Annotated in this window: 10 protein-coding genes; 2 read left to right on the plus strand and 8 right to left on the minus strand. The window is 75.2% G+C overall.

Going from position 1 to position 17,624, the window contains the following annotated elements:
- Positions 1-2: 2 nt before the first annotated feature.
- The 7 genes from ACWGKQ_RS31665 to ACWGKQ_RS31695 are packed head-to-tail and all read right to left on the minus strand — an operon-like array spanning position 3 to position 13,057.
- Entirely contained in the window at positions 3-851 is an 849-nt protein-coding gene (locus tag ACWGKQ_RS31665; RefSeq protein ID WP_453295435.1) for an SDR family oxidoreductase, read from the minus strand.
- Complete coding sequence (locus ACWGKQ_RS31670; protein ID WP_453295436.1) at positions 848-2,290, minus strand: MFS transporter; 1,443 nt, start codon at positions 2,288-2,290, stop codon at positions 848-850. Before ACWGKQ_RS31670 ends, ACWGKQ_RS31665 begins: the two co-directional genes overlap by 4 nt.
- A complete protein-coding gene (locus ACWGKQ_RS31675) occupies positions 2,287-5,430 on the minus strand; it encodes a condensation domain-containing protein (protein ID WP_453295437.1) in 3,144 nt (1,047 codons plus the stop codon). Before ACWGKQ_RS31675 ends, ACWGKQ_RS31670 begins: the two co-directional genes overlap by 4 nt.
- A complete protein-coding gene (locus ACWGKQ_RS31680) occupies positions 5,427-6,662 on the minus strand; it encodes a MupA/Atu3671 family FMN-dependent luciferase-like monooxygenase (protein ID WP_453295438.1) in 1,236 nt (411 codons plus the stop codon). Before ACWGKQ_RS31680 ends, ACWGKQ_RS31675 begins: the two co-directional genes overlap by 4 nt.
- Positions 6,655-9,669, minus strand: a complete 3,015-nt coding sequence (locus ACWGKQ_RS31685) for a type I polyketide synthase (RefSeq protein WP_453295439.1) — start codon at positions 9,667-9,669, stop codon at positions 6,655-6,657. Before ACWGKQ_RS31685 ends, ACWGKQ_RS31680 begins: the two co-directional genes overlap by 8 nt.
- Entirely contained in the window at positions 9,666-12,851 is a 3,186-nt protein-coding gene (locus ACWGKQ_RS31690) for a non-ribosomal peptide synthetase (protein WP_453295440.1), read from the minus strand. The genes ACWGKQ_RS31685 and ACWGKQ_RS31690 overlap by 4 nt, the downstream gene beginning before the upstream one ends.
- Complete coding sequence (locus tag ACWGKQ_RS31695) at positions 12,848-13,057, minus strand: acyl carrier protein (protein ID WP_453295441.1); 210 nt, start codon at positions 13,055-13,057, stop codon at positions 12,848-12,850. Before ACWGKQ_RS31695 ends, ACWGKQ_RS31690 begins: the two co-directional genes overlap by 4 nt.
- A gap of 282 nt (positions 13,058-13,339) precedes the next feature.
- Between ACWGKQ_RS31695 and ACWGKQ_RS31700 the strand changes: the two genes are divergently transcribed.
- Together ACWGKQ_RS31700 and ACWGKQ_RS31705 are read left to right on the plus strand one after the other, a co-directional pair.
- Entirely contained in the window at positions 13,340-16,456 is a 3,117-nt protein-coding gene (locus ACWGKQ_RS31700) for a non-ribosomal peptide synthetase (protein WP_453295442.1), read from the plus strand.
- 51 nt (positions 16,457-16,507) lie between these two features.
- On the plus strand, positions 16,508-17,203 hold the full coding sequence (locus ACWGKQ_RS31705) for a thioesterase II family protein (protein WP_453295443.1): 696 nt from the start codon (positions 16,508-16,510) through the stop codon (positions 17,201-17,203).
- Positions 17,204-17,276: 73 nt separating this feature from the next.
- On the opposite strand, the gene ACWGKQ_RS31710 is transcribed toward ACWGKQ_RS31705, so the two are convergent.
- A partial coding sequence (locus ACWGKQ_RS31710) for an adenosylhomocysteinase (RefSeq protein WP_453295444.1) occupies positions 17,277-17,624 on the minus strand: 348 nt, incomplete at its 5' end.

Consider the following 17,624-nt stretch of genomic DNA (forward strand, 5'->3'; position numbering starts at 1 on the left):
GGTCACCGGACCGTGTAGCCGGCGTCGACGGTCAGGGTGGTACCGGTGACATGGCGGGAGCCGTCGCCGGCCAGCCAGAGGACGGCGTCCGCGACGTCGGCGGGGTCGACCAGGCTGTTCATCGGCTGGCCGTCGGTGAACAGTTCGGCATGCCCGGCGAGCGGGACGTCGAGGGCGCGGGCCACCTCGGAGAGCATGCGGCCGTCCATGGCGGGTTCGTCGCGGATGTTGCCGGGGCAGACCGCGTTGACGCGCACGTTGTGGGAGGCGTAGTCCAGGGCGGCGGCCTTGGTCAGTCCGACGAGGCCGTGCTTGGCGGCGACGTAGCCCGCGAAGTTGCGGTAGCCGACGAGGCCGGCGACGGAGGCGATGTTGACGACGGCTCCGGCGCGGCGTTCGACCATGGCGGGGGCGAAGACCTTGATGGCCCGCCAGGCTCCGCCGAGGTCGATGTCGACCATGAGCTGCCAGGCGGCCTCGTCGGTCTGGTCGATGGGGCGGCCGGAGGGGGCGACGACACCGGCGTTGTTGACGAGGACGTGCGGCGGTCCGAAGCGGTCGTGCGCCTCGTCGCGCAGGGCGGTGAGGGCGGCGAGGTCGCGGACGTCGGCGGCGGCGGTCAGGACGTCCGCGCCGCGTCTGCGGCAGGCGTCGGCGGTGTGGTCGAGCTGGCTGCGGGTGCCCAGCGGGTAGGGGACGCCGTCGACGGGCCCGGCCACGTCCACCAGGACGAGGTCGGCGCCGGCGTCGGCGAAGGCCAGGGCGATGGCGCGGCCGGTGCCTCGGGCGGCGCCGGTGACGACCGCGGTACGCCCCTCCAGGGCACCGGCCCGCACGGGGGACGCGGTCATCGGACGGTCGCCTCGCTTCCGGGCTCGGACCGGTCGGCGACGGGGGCGGGCCGGTCAGCGGCGGGGGCGGGCCGGTCGGCGACGGGGGCAGGCCGGTCGGCCGGCGGGTCGGGTGGGGTGAGCCGGTCCGCGGCCGGGGTGTCGCCGGAGGTGTCCGCGGGGCGCTCGTCCATCGCGTACAGGGCCGGACGGCGCCAGCTGACGGCGATGAGGACGAGGTAGACGAGGGAGAAGCAGAACATCGGCCCCCGCAGCCCGGCGACGTCGACCAGCCAGCCGGCGGTGAGCACGCCGAGCGGCGCGGAGGTGAGGGCCATCGCGCCGGTGAGGCCGAAGACACGGCCGCGCAGTTGCTCGGGGACGCGTTCCAGCATGATGGTGGAGAGCATCGGGTTGAGCGGGCCGCCCGCCACGCCGACGAGGAAGCAGATCGCGGTCACGCCGACGGCGCCGGGTTCGAAGGCGAGCATCGCGCGCAGGACGGCGACGACGGCGAAGCAGCCGAAGAGGGTCAGGCGCCGGTGGGACAGGACGGTCCGGCTGAGGGGGCCGTACAGGAGGGTGCCGACGACGGAGCCGACGCCGACGGCGCCCAGGAACCAGCCCATCGCGGCGCCGCTGTGCAGCACCCGCTGTGCGTAGACCGGCAGGAAGAGCGGGGTGAAGGCGTCGTCGAGGAAGTTGGTGACGATGACGAAGGCGGTCATGGCGCTGATCACCGGCATGGTCCGCAGGAGGGCGAAGCCCTCGCGCAACTGGCCGAAGAAGCCGGGGGCGGTCGCGTTCCCCTGCGTGGCAGGGAGGTCGGCGGGCGCGGCGGCCGGGACCCCGAGCGCGACGAGGACGGCGGCGATCAGGAAGCTCGCGGCGTCGACGTACATGCCGGCGGCGGACCCGGTGGCCGCGATCAGTACGCCGGCCAGCGGGGCACCGGCGACCAGGCCCAGGCGGGGCGCGGCCTGGTACCAGGAGTTGACGCTCTCCAGGCGGGCCCCGGCGTCCTCGACGAGCGGCTTCACCAGGGTCATGCGGGCCGCCGTGGCAGGGGTGGCGACGATCGTACGGACGAACAGCAGCGCGAACAGGAGCGGGACGGGCAGCTTCCCGAGGGTGTCCAGGAGCGGGACGAAGAAGACGAGCAGGCCGGCCAGAAGATCGGAGAGCACGCTGAGGCGACGGCCGCCGAACCGGTCCACGAGGACACCGCCGACGGCACCCGCGAAGATCATCGGCAGGGCGCTGACGAACCCGGCGGCGCCGGTGGCGGCGACGGAACCGGTGGTGTGGAGGACGAAGAGGGGGACGGTGACGATGGTGATCGCGTTGCCGAAGGCGGACAGGTACTGGGCCGTCAGGAGTGCGACGAGCGGTCCGCGTCGCCGGCCGGCGGCCGGTGCGGACTCGGCAGGGGTGGTCTCGGCGGGGGTGGTCTCGGTCATGCCCGCTCCCCCGGTGTCGTCGGCCGACCGCCGGTGCCGTGTGCGGCGGCACCCTGCCGTTCGCGTCGTTCCCGGCTGAGCCGGGCGAAGAGGCGTTCCATGCTTTCCTCAGTCACTCCTGTCACGCCCGGCACTCGGTCCGGGTCCTGGGGACGGTTCGCGTGTCCTGTGAGGCCGGCCAGTTCCCGGGCGGCCGACTCGGCCGCCGCACGGACCGCGGCCTCGTCGACGGCACCCGGGTTGAAGAGCCAGCGCAGGACGGCCCGGCCGTCCTGCACCGACACCGCCACGTCGACGTCGACCTCGCGCTCGGTCCGCGGATTGCCGGGGAACGCGGTCTGCACGGAGGCGGTGAAGGGGCCGGTGCCCGCGCCGACGGGGTCGGCCAGCTCGCCCAGGTGGTTGACGACGACGCGGGGACGCGCGGCGGCCGAGAACTCCGCGCGCAAGGCGGGATCGGCGGCGCAGCCGAGCAGGCCGAAGGTCTTGCCCGCGTCGGGGACGGCGTGCAGCGCGACGGTGGTGGCGCGCAGGTCGTCGGTGGCGTCGCGGCCGGTGAGCGGTACCCGGAAGGGGTGGGCGGCGGAGTAGAAACCGACGGCACGCTCCGGGTCCCAGTCGGGCAGCGCGGGCAGCGGGTCACGGCCCAGGCCGATCAGCCAGACCGACGGCTGCTCGTGCGGTGCCCAGGGGCGCAGCGCGCGGGCGACGGCGGTCAGCGCCGCGGCACGCAGCGTGCCGTGTGCCTGCGGCGCCAGCGGCACACCGACCTCCAGCGCCTGTTCGCCCTCGTAGGTGTTGGGGCCGTCGAGCCGCCAGCTGTACGGCCCCGTGCCGGCGAGTTGGCCGCGCCAGTAAGGGGCATGCGCAGCCGGGTCCAGCTCCCTTGTGACAGCGGCGTGTTCGGCGTATCCGGCGTTCTCCGTACGGGGTGATCCGCCCTGGTAGACGTCTGCGAGGTCGCTGATCAGGACGGCCCAGGACATGCCGTCGACGACGAAGTGGCTGGCGGTCAGCACGACGCGGTCGGGCTCGCCGGGGACGCCGGGCAGGTGGGCGACGGCGAACAGCGGCCCCGTGGCGCGGTCGAAGGCGGCACGCTGCGCCGCCATGACCTGCCCGGGGTCGGTGCCCGCGGCCTCGGCGGTCCAGAGCCAGTGCTCGCCGGGCACGAGCACCCGCCCGCGCAGGGTGTCGGTGAGTGTGGGATGGGCGCGGACGAGATCCCGGGCCGAGCGGTGCAGCCGGTCCGCGTCGAGGGGAGCCGTGGCGGTGAGGACATGGCTGTGCGTGAAGTCCTCGACCCGGGCCAGGCCCCGGCCGAGCAGCATCTCCTGCTCGGGGCCGAGCGGCCCGACGGGCGGCGCCGGCCGCGGCGCGGCCTGGGCCTGGGCCGGGTTCTGCCGGGCGCCGAGCAGTCCGGCGAGCCCGGCGGGTGTCGGCCGGGTGAAGACGTCCTTGAGGACGACGGTGAACCCGTCGGCGCGCAGCCGGTGGGCGAGGCGCACGGCGAGCATCGAGGTGCCGCCGCTGGTGAAGAAGGTGTCGTCCGGTGCGGCGGAGGTGGTGCCGAGGATCTCGCACCAGGCGGCGGTGACCCGCTCCAGCGTCCGCCCGGCCTCCGGGTCCGGCGCCGGGGGGCCGTGGTCCGCGGCGCCGAGGAGGGAGGCGACAGGGGCCGGGGGCGGGGGCAGCGGGCGGCGCAGCGGCTCGTCGGGGCGGTACGCGAACTGCTCGACGAGCTGGAGCAGCCGGTCGGCCAGGGCGGCGACGGTGGCGTGCTCGAAGAGCGCCGTGCGGTACTCGATGCGGCCGTAGACGACGTCGTCCACCCGCCACCAGGCAGTGGTGAGGTCCATGGTGGAGATGCCCTCGGGTACCGCGTTGGCGTAGACCTCGGCGCCGGGCAGCTCCAGCGGCCGGGAGCCGTCGATGTCCAGCTGCACCAGCATGGTCTGCAGCAGCGGGTACCGGTCGGCGGCCCGGTCCGGGGCGCTCGCCTCGACGATCTCGCCGAACGGCACCTCGCGGTGGTCGGCGACGGCGCCGGCCGCCGCCGCGGTGGCCGCCAGCACGTCCCGTGGCGTCGGTGCCTCGGGCAGCAGGATCCGCAGCGGGATGCTGGTCAGCAGGAACCCGATGAGCGGCTCGGCCCCGGGTTCGGACCGGGTGGACGTGGGGATGCCGATCACCAGGTCGCGCCGGCCGGTGTGTTCGTGCAGCAGCGCCGCGTAGGCCGCGGTCATGGCGGTCGCGGGGGTGGTGCGGGCCTCGCGCGCACGGTCGAAGAAGGCCTTGCCGACCGTGCTGTCGAGCGTGAAGTTGTGGTGCTCACCGGCATGGTCGTCGGTGTCCGGGCTGTGGTCGTAGGGCAGTGCGAGGTGTTCGGGTACGCCGTCCAGGAAGGTGCGCCAGAACTCCCGGTGGCGTCGGCCGTGCGGGCCTGCGAAGTGTTCCCGCTGCCAGTGGGACCAGTCTCCGAACTGCACCGGCAGATCGGCCAGGCGCGGCGCCCGGTCCTCGGCGAACGCCCGGTAGAACTCCAGGAGTTCGTCGTTGAGACGGACGTAGGAGTGCTGGTCGGTGAAGGAGTGCGGCATGGTCTCGACGATCTGGTGGTCGCCCTCGGCGATCTTGGCGACCGCGAGGCGCAGCACGGGGTCGGCTGCCAGGTCGAAGGGGCGGGCCACGTGGGCCGCGATGAACTCCTGGCGCCGGCGTTCGACCTCCTCGGGCCCTCGGGGCGCGCCGTCGGTGGTGAGGTCGGTCCAGGTCAGGTCGGCGCGGCGGTCGGGGTGGAGCCGCAGGACGGGGCGGCCGTCCTCGGACTCGGCGCCGCAGCGCAGGAGTTCGTGACGCTGCGTCAGGGCGTCCGCGGCCCGGGTGAACAGGGCCCGGTCGAAGTCGCCGCGGACGCGCAGCCCGTAGCCCAGCGTGTAGGTGGTGGTGCCGGGGGCGAGCTGGTCGAGGATCCAGAGGCGTTCCTGGTCCATGCCGAGCGGGAAACGGTCGCGGGGGCCGGGGCGGGGGCGCAGCGCCGGGCCGTCGGCGGCGGCGAGACGGCCGGCCAGCGCGGCCCGCTGCCGGGGGCTGAGGCGGGCGAGGCGGGCGGCCAGGCCCTGGTTCGCGGGGGCGCTCATGCGCGGGTCTCCAGGGCCGGGGCGGTGGGCTCCAGGGCCGGGGCGGTGGGCTCCAGGGCCGGGGCCGTGGGCGCCTCGGCCGGGGCCGTGGGCGCCTCGGCCGGGGCCGTGGGCGCCTCGGCCGGGGCGGTGAGGTGCAGCAGGGCGGGCAGGGCCTGCAGGACGTCCGCGGCGGGCAGTCCGAAGTCGATCAGGCAGCCCACCTCGTCGGCGCCGGCCGCAGCCAGCTCGGCGAGGACCGCGCGGGCCTTGGCCGGTGTGCCGAGCAGGGAGGGCCCGGTGAGGAAATCCAGGTAGGCGCTCTCCAGGAGCACCTCCTCGTCGGTGCCGGACGTCTGGTTGCGGAAGGACCTGAGGTAGGCGTGCATGGCGGGGCGGAGGTGCTCCTCCAGATCGGGGCGGTCGCTGACGTAGGCGTGGGCCATGACGACGACGTCTCCCGTTCCGGGGTGGCCGAAGTCTTGCCAGGCCCGGCGGTAGCGGGCGATGTTCTCGCGCAGGGCGGGCAGGGTCTGGCCGAGCAGGGCGGTCATCACGCCGTAGCCGGCGCGGGCGGCGTCCAGGAAGGTCTGCGGGGTGCCGGTGGCGGTGAGCCACACCGGCAGCTCCGGCTGGACGGGCCGGGGCCGGGTGGCGACCTCGGTGGTGCCGCCGGCGGTGGAGGCGAACGGAAGGGACGCGCCCCGCCACAGCGCGCGGACCTCCTCGATGGTGCGGGCCGTGGTCGCGCGGCGCTCGGCGTAGTCCTCGCGGGCCAGAGCGAAGTCGTCCGGGTGCCAGCCGCTGGCGAAGGAGATGCCGCAGCGGCCGCCGGAGAGGCCGTCGACGACGGCCCAGTCCTCGGCGATACGGGCCGCATGGTGGAGCGGGGCGGCGACGCTGCCGGCGCGGATGCGCAGGTTGCGGGTGGTGGCGGCGACGGCGGCGGCGAGCACCGCGGGGTTGGGCGAGAACCCGCCGAAGTCGACGAAGTGCCGTTCCGGCAGCCACACCGCGTGCTGTGCGGCGGCGTCCGCGGCGGCCGCCGCCCGGAGCACGAAGGCGTAGTACGCGGCGGCGTCGGCGTGGTCGGTGCTGGCGAAGAAGTAGAGGCTGCGGCGCAGCCGTTCGGGGATCCCGGGCGGCGTCGGCGGGGTCGTGAGGGCTGCGGTGCGGCGGGCCCGCAGGCCCGCGCCGAGCCGGCGCCGCTGTTCCGGGGTGAGCGCGTCGAGGCGCTTGGTGAGGTCACTCACGGTCGCTGGTTCCGTCCTCGCGCTCGATCTCCTCCAGCAGTCGCAGCAGCGCCTCGTCGTCGCGCTGGGCGACCAGTTCCTCGACGCGGGCGGTGAACCCGGCGAGGGAGGACCGCTCGTACAGGTCCTGCAGCCGGACTTCCACCAGCAGGGCGTCGTTGACGACGCTGACCAGGTTGGCGGCGTGCAGGGAGGTGCCGCCGAGGTCGAAGAAGTTGTCGTCGGGGCGCAGGTCGCGCACGCCGAAGGCGTCCTGCCAGATGGCGCGGACCTCCTCGGGGGTGGTCGGCTCCGCGTCCTGCGGGGCGACCGGTGCGCCCGGGGCCGGGTTCGGCTCGGGCGCTCCGGGGGCGTCGACCCAGTGACGGTCGTCGGCGAACGGGTAGGCGGGCAGGGGGAGGACGGCCGCGGGCGGCGGCGGGTCGGTGAGGGCGTGGCCCGCGGTCCACAGCGCGGCAAGGGCTTCGCGCCACCGGGCGTTCTCGTCGGCGGCCGGTCCGCCGGACGCGTCGACGACGAGGACGCCCTGGTCCGCGGCGCGGGAGGCGCGGCGGATCTCGGCGGTGCCGGCGCGGGCCCGGTGCAGGCCGAGGACGGTGTCCGGGGCCGCGTCGAGCAGTGTGGTCACGGCGTCGGCGAACCGGACGGTGCTGCGCAACTGGCTTCCCCAGTACGCGGGGTCGACCGCCTGGGCGTCGGTGAGCGGTGCGCCGGTGAGGCCGGAGACGATCGGCACGCCGGGTGCCCGGAGCGTCAACGTGGCCACGAACTCCTCGAACTCGGACGCGGCTCGGGCCATCGACCGGGAGTGGAAGGCGCGGCTCGCCGGCAGCCGCGTGGTGCGTACGCCGGCCCGGCGGCAGCGTTCCTCGAAGGCGGCGAGGGCGTCGGCGGGGCCTCCGCACACCGTGTTGGCGGGCCCGTTGAGGACGCAGACGTCGACCTCCAGCCCCTCGGCGAGGTGTACGGCGGTCTGCTCGTCGGCGCGTACGGCGGTCATGGCGCCGGGTGGTGCGGCGCCCATCAGACGGCCGCGGCGCACGATCGCGGCGGCCCCCTCGGCGAGGGTGAACACTCCGGCGTGCGTCGCGGCGGTCAGTTCACCGACGCTGTGCCCGAGCAGCAGCCCGGGGACGAGGCTGTGCCGGGCGGCAAGGCGCAGACCGGCCAGGCCGAGGACGAAGAGCAGGGGCTGGACGACCTCGGTGTCGAGCAGGCGTGCGTCGTCGGCGGCCCAGCCGGGGGCGTCGGCGAGGTCGGGTCCGCCCGCCGCGCGGACCGCGGCGGCCAGTTCGGCGAGGTCGGCGGCGAAGCGGTCGTCGGCGGCGGCGAGTCCCGCGCCCGCGCCTGCCAGGTCGACACCCTGGCCCGGCAGGACGGCGGCGAGCAGCGGCTGGGCGACGGCCTGGCGGCTGCTCCCGTCGGCGGCGAGCGCCGTCAGGCCCGCGAGAAGCCGCTCGCGGGCGGCACCGGGGTCGGCGGGCAGGGCGAGCGCCCAGCGTTCCGGGAGGGCCCGGCGCCGGTGCCACAGGGCGCCGGCCAGTGTCCCGGCCGGTACGTCGGCGCCGGGTCCGGTGCACCAGGCGGCGAGGTCGGCGGCCTTGGCGCGCAGGGACTTCGGGGTCGCGGCGGAGAGCACGACGGTGTGCGGCGCCGGCTCCGGGTCCGCTGCGCTGCCGAACGGGAGCGACAGCGCCTCCCGGCCTGACGCACCGTCCGCTTCGGGCGCGGCGCTGAGCAGCAGGTGACAGTTGGTGCCGCCGAGCCCGAAGGAGCTGACGGCGGCGATGCGCGGGCCCTCGGGCCAGGGCCGGGCCCGCCGCGGCACGGTGAAGTCCGGGTCACCGAGGTCGGCGTCGGGGCCGTCGCCGGGCTGGGAGGGGGTCGGCGGCAGGACGCCCGCCTCCACCGCCAGGACCGCCTTGGCGAGGCCGACGACACCGGCGGCGGTGTCGCAGTGGCCGATGTTCGGCTTGACCGAGCCGAGGGCCAGCGGGCGCCCGCCGCGCCGGCCGTAGACCTCGGCGAGCGCGGCGAGTTCCACCTGGTCGCCGAGGGCGGTGCCGGTGCCGTGCGTCTCGACGTAGGCGATGTCGCCGGGTTCGAGCCCGGCGACGGCGAGCGCCTCGCGCAGCACGTCGGCCTGGCCCTGCGGGCTGGGTGCGGTCAGGCTCATCCGGGCGGCGCCGTCGTTGTTGACGGCGCTGCCCAGGAGGTGGGCGCGGGCCCGTTCGCCGGTGCCGGGCAGATCACTCGCGCGGCGCAGGACGACGACGCCCGCCCCGCCGGCGGGCACGGTGCCGGCCGCGCCGCGGGTGAAGGCCCGGCAGCGGCCGTCGGCGGAGGTGATGCCGCCCTCGACGAACTCGTAGGTGGGCTCCGGCGCGGGGTGGACCGTGGCGCCGCCGGCGACGGCGATGTCGCACTCGTAGGTGAGCAGGCTGCGGATGGCCTGGTGCACGGCGACCAGCGAGGTGGAGCAGGCGGTCTGCACGGTGACGGCGGGGCCGGTGAGGCCGAGGCGGTAGGCGAGGCCGGTGGCGAGGAAGTCCCGCGAGTTGCCGAGGGCGAGCTGCTCGGCCCCGAGGGCCCGTACCGTCTTCTCGTCCTTCAGGACGTGATCGCGGTAGTACGTCTCGCTGCCGCAGCCGACGAAGACGCCGACGCGGCCGCCGGCGCGCGCGGGATCGATCCCGGCGTCCTCCAGGGCCTCCCAGGTAAGTTCGGTCAGGACGCGGTGCTGGGGGTCGATCGCGGCGGCCTCGGCGGGCAGCAGGCCGAAGAGACCGGCGTCGAACCGGTCGAACCGGTCGATCTGGCCGGCGCGCAGGTGCCCGCCGGGGCCGGCTCCGGGCAGGGCCACGACGCCGCCTGCGACGCCGTCCCAGAACGCCGCGGGGTCGGAGCTGCCCGTCACCCGCAGGGCCAGGCCGATGACGGCGACCGCCTCCGGGATGCCGGAATCCTCGTAGGGGCGGGGGGTGTCGTGGTCGGGGGACTCGCTCACGCTTCCTCCTGGGGGGCAGGTCGGCCGACCGGCCGGCTGATGACGGCCGCGAGGCGGCGTGGGGTCGGGTTGCGGAAAATGTGCTTGAGCTGGGAGCCGGGGAAGCCGTTGGCGCGCTGGAGGGCGTTCAGCCGTACCGCGAGCAGCGAATTGCCGCCCAGCTCGAAGAAGTTGTCGTCCCGGCCGACCGGGACGCCGAGCAGCTGGTGCCACAGCGCGGCGATGCGCTCGGGCGGATCCGGCTCGCCCGCGTCGTCGGCGGGCCGTGCGCTGGCCGTGCCGGGCTCGGGCGGCGTGCCGGTGGCGCGGGGCCGCGCGGGTTCGGGCAGGCGTGCCGTGTCGAGCTTGCCGTTGACCGTCAGCGGCAGCGCCGGGACCGGCGTGAGGGTGGCGGGGACCATGTGGTCGGGCAGCCGTTCGGCGAGCCATCGGCGCAGCTCCGGCAGGTCCGCGTCGCTGCCGGCGGGGACGAGGTAGGCGTCGATCCGGGCGGTGGCCGCGTCGTGCGCGTCGCGGACCACGGCGGCGGCGCCGCTCACCGCCGGGTTGGCGAGCAACGCGCCGCTGATCTCGCCGAGTTCGATGCGGTGGCCGCGGATCTTGACCTGGTCGTCGAGGCGGCCGAGGTGCTCGATCTGTCCGTCGGGCAGCTGCCGGCCGCGGTCGCCGGAGCGGTACAGGACCTCTTCGTCGACGCCCACGGCGGCGCCGGGCAGGAAGCGCCCGGCGGTCAGCTCGGAGCGGTCGAGGTATCCGGCGCTGACACCGGCGCCGGCCACGTGGATCTCGCCCGGCACTCCGGGCGCCACCGGGCGGCCCGCCTCGTCCAGGACGTACAGGCGCCAGCCCGGCAGGGCCCGACCGACCGAACGGGTGCCGGCGAGGGCGTCCGCGCGGGACAGGTCGCGCCAGGTGCAGTGCACCGTGGTCTCGGTGATGCCGTACATGTTGACGACCCGGCACGCCCGCTCCGGGTGGCGGTCCAGCCAGGGCAGCAGCATCCGCGCGTCGAGCGGTTCGCCGCCGAAGATCAGCAGGCGCAGGGCGAGCGGCCGCGGCGCGGCCGAGTCGGCGGCGAGCAACTGCGCGAAGGCGGAGGGTGTCTGGTTGAGGACGGTGACGCCCTCGGCGGCCAGCAGCGCGTGGAACGACTCCGGGTCGCGGGCCGTCTCCTGGGGTACGACGACGAGGTGGCCGCCGGTCAGCAGGCAGCCCCAGATCTCCCAGACGGAGAAGTCGAAGGCGAAGGAGTGGAAGAGCGACCAGACGTCGTCCTCGCCGAGACCGAAGCCGTCGGGGCCCGCGGTGGCGGCGAGCAGTGCGGCGACGTTGCGGTGCCGCACCAGCACGCCCTTGGGGGTGCCGGTGGAGCCCGAGGTGTGGATGACGTACGCCACCCGCTCCGGGTCCGGCGCCGGCAGCGGGGTGTCGGCGCTGCGGGGAACGGCGTCGACGGGGAGCAGCGTCAGGCGGTCCGGGAGCGGAGTGGGCGCGCCGTCGGTCACGGCGGCGGCGATCCGGGTGTCCTCGGCGATGAAGGCGAGCCGTTCGGCCGGATAGTCCGGGTTGAGCGGTACGTAGGCCGCGCCGGCCTTGAGGACGGCGAGCAGCGCGACGACGAGGTCGATGCCGCGGTGCAGGCTGACGCCTACCCGGTCCCCGGCGCGGACCCCGGACTCGGCCAGGGAGCGGGCCAAGGCCGTTGCCCGTTCGTCGAGTCGGCGGTACGTCAGGCGCCGCTCGGGGCCGCAGCTGACGGCCGTGCGGTCCGGCCGTCGGGCGGCCTGGGCGGCGAACAGTGCCGCGAGGTCGCTCTCGGCGGCCGCCGGGGCGGGGGCGACGGGCGCCGCACGGTCCGCGGCGGGGAGGCCGGGAAGGCCAGGAAGGTCGGGAAGGCCAGGAAGGGTGGACAGGCGGTGCACGGGGGCGTCGGGGGAATCGGCCATGGCCCGGAAGGCGGCCTCCAGTTGGCGGCAGAAGCGTTCGGCCGCGGCGGTGTCCACCTCGGTCGCGCGGTACCGGAGCAGGCCGCGCCGGTCGCCGCCGAGGTCCTCGCGCAGATAGAGGGTGAGGGGGAACTGGGCCGGCCCGAAACCGGGGTCGGGCAGCGGCCTCGCGCGCACACCGGTGCCCGCCCCGCCGTCGAGCGGTGACAGGGTGCGGCACGCGACGACGACCAGGCCGAACCCGGTGCGCTCGGTCGCGGGCAGAACGGCGGAGAGCGGCAGATCGGCGTCCCGGTAGGCGGTCATGGCCCGCCGGTGGGTGCGGCGCACGTAGTCGGCGACGCTCAGGGGTGCGCTCCTCCCGGCGTCCGCGGTGTCGACGGGGACCGGCACGGTGGCGTTGAAGTAGCCGACGGCGGTGGCGTGCCGGGGGGCACGGCGGGAGACGACGGTGCCGAGCACGGGCCGTGCGGCGCCGGTGTTGCGGCTCAGGACCAGTCCGGCGGCGGCCAGCGTCAGCGACAGGCGGGTGACGCCGAGACGGGTGGCGAGTGCGCCTGCCGCGTCCCACACCGCGTCACTGATCCGCAGCGGCACGGCCTCCGTGCTCGACGCGTCGGCCGGACTCTCTTCGGTACGCGCCCAGTCCATGGCGAGGCGGACTCCGGTGGCGAGGTCGCCGGCGAGTTCGGCGGCGCGCTCGCGGCGGGCCGCGGGCAGCTCCTGCTGGGTCCGCGCCCATGCGGCGAAGGACTGCTCGGGCAGGGCGGGGCGGTCACCGAGCAGCCACTGGGCGATGACCGCCATCGAGGTCTCGTCCACCACGAGGTGATGGGCCGTCAGGCACAGGTGGGCGATGCGGGCGGTGTGCCGTACGAGAACCACCCGCACCAGGGGGCCGTCGTCGAGGTCGAACGGGCGGGTGGCCTCGCGGCGCAGCCGGGCCCGGGCCAGCGGCCCGTCGGGATCGTAGGGGCCGTCGGTGACGAAGAGGCGGGCGGAACGGCGGGCCGGCACCAGGACCGGGCCCCGCTCGCCCTCGGCCACCCGGCAGTCGAGTACCGGGTGGGCGGCGAGCAGGGCGGCGAACCGGGCGCGCAGCACGTCAGCGTCGAGCGGCCCCTCGACGCGCAGGAAGAGCGCGCAGACGTAGGTGGCCGCGGTCTGCGCGGCGCGGTCGGCCAGGTACAGGTCGACCTGCCCCGGGGTGAGAGGCAGCGACACGGCGGCGATCACGACTCGTCGGTGCCGAGGGACCGGGCGAGGGCAGCGGCGTTCGGCGCGTCCAGAACGTCCAGGTACTCGATCTCGCGGCCGGTCAGCGCGGACAGCCGGTCCGCGAGGAGTACCGCCTTGAGGGAATCCCCGCCATTGGCGATGAAGCTCGCATGCACATCGGCGTCAGCCCCCAGGAAATCCTTCCATATTTCCTGGTGATTCATCGGGAGGTGCCCATTCGAACCACCACCGGAAGCGGTATCTGACATTTCTTCAAGGGACATCGGATTACCCCCGTAGATCGGCGCGGACCTTGGTTTCAGCACACCGAATACAGGCTCTTCAGATTCTCCGCCGAGAGCAACGGGGAAATCGTCAGACGCGGGTCAGCCAATGTCATATCCCGGATAATTCCCGGCCCGCGGGGATCGGGCCATCCATTTCCGGTGCCATCTGCTGCACAATTGGAATTCAAGGTCTCCGCACCGCAGAGGACAGGACGCCGCATGCAGAATCCCGCGACTCCCGGGCAGCTCCGCTTCTTCGTGCTGGACATGCAACAGCCCCGGCCGGCGATCGTGCACCGCCTGACGGTGTCCGGCACGGTGGACGCCGCCGGGCTGGTGGGCGCCGTCCGCGCCGTGCTCCTCGCCCAGTCCGCGCTGCGCGTCTCCCTGCACATGACTGCCGACGGTCTGGTGCAGCGCGTCCATCCGGTGGCCGACGTGCCGTTCGACATCCGGCCGCTGCCGGCCGACGACACCGCGGCCGACCGGGACCTGGCCGAGCGGCAGGCCGCATTGGGCGCCCCGTTCGACCACGCCGGGGCGCCGCTGTGCCGGGTCGTGCTCCTGCACCGCGGCGACCGCGCGCACCTGCTCTTCGCGGTCCATCACGGCGTTTTCGACGACGGTTCCGCCGCGGCCCTGCTCGCCTCGCTGACCACCGCCCACGGCCTCGGCTCCGAGCACCTGGCCGCCGTGCAGCCGCCCTCCCCCGACATGTCCGGGCAACACCTCACGGCACTGCGGGACTTCTGGACCACGACGCTCGAGGACGCGCCCGAGAACTGCACCCTGCCGCAGCTCACGCCGGGGGCGGACCGCGACCGCGCCGAGGTCGCGACCCGGCTGCCCGACGACCTCACCGACCGGATGCGGCGCCGCGCGGCGCTGACCGGGGCCAGCCCGTTCACCCAGGTCATGAGCGCCTTCGCCTGGGTCGCCGGCTGGTACGGCAGCACCGATGACGTGGTGATCGCCACGGTCAGCGGCGTGCATCGGGACGCCCAGGGCGTCTCGGTGGTCGGGTGTCTGCAGAACACCGTCCCGGTCCGCGTCGGCCTCGCCGGCGCCACCACCGAGGACCTTCTCGAGCGCACCCTGGACGCGCTCTGCGACGCCGTCGACCACGCCGAGCTGCCCATCGAGGACATCCTGGCGGCGACCGGAGCGCCGCGGCACCCCGGCCTCAAGCCGTTCACCCAGCTGATCTGCACTCAGGGCGAGCTGGCCACCGAGGTGGTGGACGCGAGCGGGCTGCGCTGGCTGCTGGAGCAGCCGGTGTCGGACAAGGTCGAGTACGACCTGAGCGTCACCCTGCTGCACGCCCCCGACGGGGCGCAGCACCTCGTCGTCGCCCATCCCGAGCGCGCGCTCGACGCCCGTGCGGCCGAGCGTCTCCTCGCGCATCTCGTCGCCGCCCTCGATGCGCTCGCCGCCGACGAGCCCCGGCCGCTGACCGAGCACGACCTCCTCACCCCCGCGGAACGCGCCGAGTTGGCCGGCCTGTCCGCCGCCGCCCCGGCCGCCGCCGGGACACCGGTGCACCGCCTGGTCGAGGCCCGCGCCGCCGCCTGCCCGTCCGCCGTCGCCGTGCGCACCGCCGGACGGGAGCTGGACCATGCCGAGGTGACCGTCCGCGCCCAGGGCCTCGCCGCCGCGCTCATCGAGGCCGGCGTCCGGCCCGGCGACCGCGTCGGGATCCACCTCGACCGCTCCCCCGACCTGGTGACCGCGATCCTGGCGACCTGGTGGGCGGGCGCCGCCTACGTCCCGCTCGACCCGGACCACCCCGCCGAGCGGCTGCGCTACGTCCTCCAGGACGCCGACCCCGCCGCGCTCATCGCCACCGCCCCGCTGCTGCCCGGCATCCCCACCGTGGCACCCGGCGCCCGTGCGGCGGCGCCCGCCGCCTGGCCGCGGACCGCGCCCGACGCACCCGCGTACGTCATGTACACCTCGGGGTCGACCGGCCGCCCGAAGGGTGCCGTGGTCCGCCACGACAGCCTGTGCGCCCTCTTCGCCGCGTTCGACGCGCGGTTCGCCGGTGGACCGTCCGTCGTCCTGGCCGGCACCGGGTACGCGTTCGACATCAGCCTCATCGAGCTGGTGTGGCCCCTGACCTGCGGCCGCACCCTTCACCTGACCAGCCACCGCACCGTGGTCCAGGACCTCCCGGACCCGGCCGGCGCGTTCTACCAGTGCACCCCCTCGGCAGCCCGCCTCCACACCGCGTCCCCGCAGGGCCGCCGCTTCCTCTCCCGCCTCGGGGCGCTGCTGGTCGGCGGCGAGCCCTTGGACCCGGACCTCGCGGCCGACCTGGCCGGCCTCGTCCCGGGCCCCGTCCTCAACGGCTACGGACCGACCGAGGCGACCGTCTACACGACGCTGTGGCAGGTGGTGCCGGACACGCCCGTCCACATCGGCCTGCCGCTGCCCGGCGTGTGCTGCCACGTCGTCGACCGGCACGGGCGCGACCTGCCGCCCGGCTGCCCCGGCGAACTGCTGATATCGGGCAGCGGTGTCGGCGACGGCTACTGGCGCCGCCCGGACCTGACCGCCGAGCGCTTCCCCGCACTGCCGGGGTCCACGGGCGCCACCGGCTACCGCAGCGGCGACCTGGTCGCCTTCTCCCCCGGCGTCGGCCTGGCCTTCCTGCACCGCGCCGACCAGCAGGTCAAGATCCTCGGCCAGCGCGTCGAGACCGGCGAGATCGAGGCGACGCTGCGCCGTGCGGCCGGCGTGCGGGACGCCGCCGTCGCCCTGCTCCCGGACCGTACGGGGGTGGTGGCCTTCGTCGTCCTCGAGGCGGCCGAAGATGCCGAAGGCCGCGTCGGCCCCCGCGCCCTGCCCGCCGAGACCGCGGCCGGCCTACGGCGGGACACCGCGCGGTGGCTGACCGGGGCCATGCTGCCCACCGCCTGGTTCGGCGTGCCGGAGCTGCCCCGCTCCCCCAACGGCAAGCTCGACCGGCAGGCCCTCACCGGGTGGGCCGCGGACCTCGCCCCCGCCCCGCACCCGGCGGCACCGGTGACGGGCAGCTCCGCACAGGCCGTGACCGAGGTGTGGGAGCGGATCCTCGGCACCCCGGTCACCGACGCCGCGGCCACCTTCTTCGCGCTCGGCGGCAGCTCCTCCGGCGTCCTGCGCGCCCTTGCCCAACTCCGGCCCCGCTACCCGAAGTTGCACGTCGCCGATCTCTTCCGGCACACGACCGTGCGCGGTCTCGCGGACTTCCTCGACCGCCTGGACGCCCCGGCCGAGGTCCCGTCGGCCGACACCGCCCGGGGAGCCCGCCGGGCCCGCGCGCTCAACCGGTGGGGAAGGACCGCCCACCGCTGATTCCCGGCCCGCGCACCCGCGCCACTTCTTCCGTCCCCCACGAGGAGCACCATGCCCCTGTCCCTGATGTGCCTGCCCTACGCCGGAGCGGGGGCCGGCGTCTTCCGGCCCTGGCAGGACTCCCCCGACCTGCCGTTCCGGGTCGTCCCGGTCCAGCTCCCGGGGCGCGACGAGCGGTTCGTCGAAGACCCCTGCACCTCCATGCGGGACGCGGCCCAGGTGTGCGCCGACCAGATACGCCGGTTCGCCGGCACCGAGCCGTACGCCGTCTTCGGGCACAGCTTCGGTGCCCTGCTCGCCTACGAGACGGTCCGGCTGCTGTCGGACGGGGGCGGACCGCTCCCCGAACGGCTCGTCGTCAGCGGCGCCGCGGCGCCGGGGCTGCCGCGTCCCCGGATGGACGGCGCGCTCCTGGACGACGAGGCCTTCGTCGCCAGACTGCGTGACCTGGTCGGCTACGACCACGACGCCTGGCACGAACCGGAACTGCGCGAGCTGCTGCTGCCCGCCCTCCGCGCCGACCTGGAGATCCAGGACGGCTACGTCCCCGCCCACGGCCCGGCCCTGGAGGTCCCGGTGACGGTGCTGCGGGGCACCGAGGACTCCCTGGTCGGGCGCGTGGACGCGGCTCGCTGGGCGGAGTGCGCCGCCGCGGGCGCCGGCCTCGTGGACGTACCGGGCGGGCACATGTACTTCACCGAGAACTGGGCGCTGCTGTGGAAGACGCTGGAGTCGGTGCTGGAGTAAGGCGGCGGATCTTCTCCGAGAACGCCGAAAGCGCCCCACCCGGAGGTGGGGCGCTTTCGGTTTCCGCAGGGGCTCAGTAGCGGTAGTGGTCCGGCTTGTACGGGCCTTCGGCCTTCACGCCGATGTAGTCGGCCTGCTCCGGGCGCAGGGTCGTCAGCTTCACGCCGAGCGAGTCCAGGTGCAGGCGGGCGACCTTCTCGTCGAGGTGCTTGGGCAGCGTGTGGACACCCACCGGGTACTCGTCCGGCTTGGTGAACAGCTCGATCTGGGCCAGGGTCTGGTCCGCGAACGAGTTGGACATCACGAACGAGGGGTGACCGGTGGCGTTGCCCAGGTTCAGCAGACGGCCCTCGGACAGAACGATGAGCACCTTCCCGTCCGGGAAGGTCCAGGTGTGGACCTGCGGCTTGACCTCGTCCTT

Source organism: Streptomyces sp. NPDC054770 (genome assembly GCF_053611985.1).

Excerpts from the sequence above, each read along its gene's own strand:
- ACWGKQ_RS31665 (WP_453295435.1), bottom strand. The coding sequence starts at position 851 with ATGACCGCGTCCCCCGTGCGGGCCGGTGCCCTGGAGGGGCGTACCGCG.
- ACWGKQ_RS31670 (WP_453295436.1), bottom strand. The coding sequence starts at position 2,290 with ATGACCGAGACCACCCCCGCCGAGACCACCCCTGCCGAGTCCGCACCG.
- ACWGKQ_RS31675 (WP_453295437.1), bottom strand. The coding sequence starts at position 5,430 with ATGAGCGCCCCCGCGAACCAGGGCCTGGCCGCCCGCCTCGCCCGCCTC.
- ACWGKQ_RS31695 (WP_453295441.1), bottom strand. The coding sequence starts at position 13,057 with ATGAATCACCAGGAAATATGGAAGGATTTCCTGGGGGCTGACGCCGAT.
- ACWGKQ_RS31700 (WP_453295442.1), top strand. The coding sequence starts at position 13,340 with ATGCAGAATCCCGCGACTCCCGGGCAGCTCCGCTTCTTCGTGCTGGAC.
- ACWGKQ_RS31705 (WP_453295443.1), top strand. The coding sequence starts at position 16,508 with ATGCCCCTGTCCCTGATGTGCCTGCCCTACGCCGGAGCGGGGGCCGGC.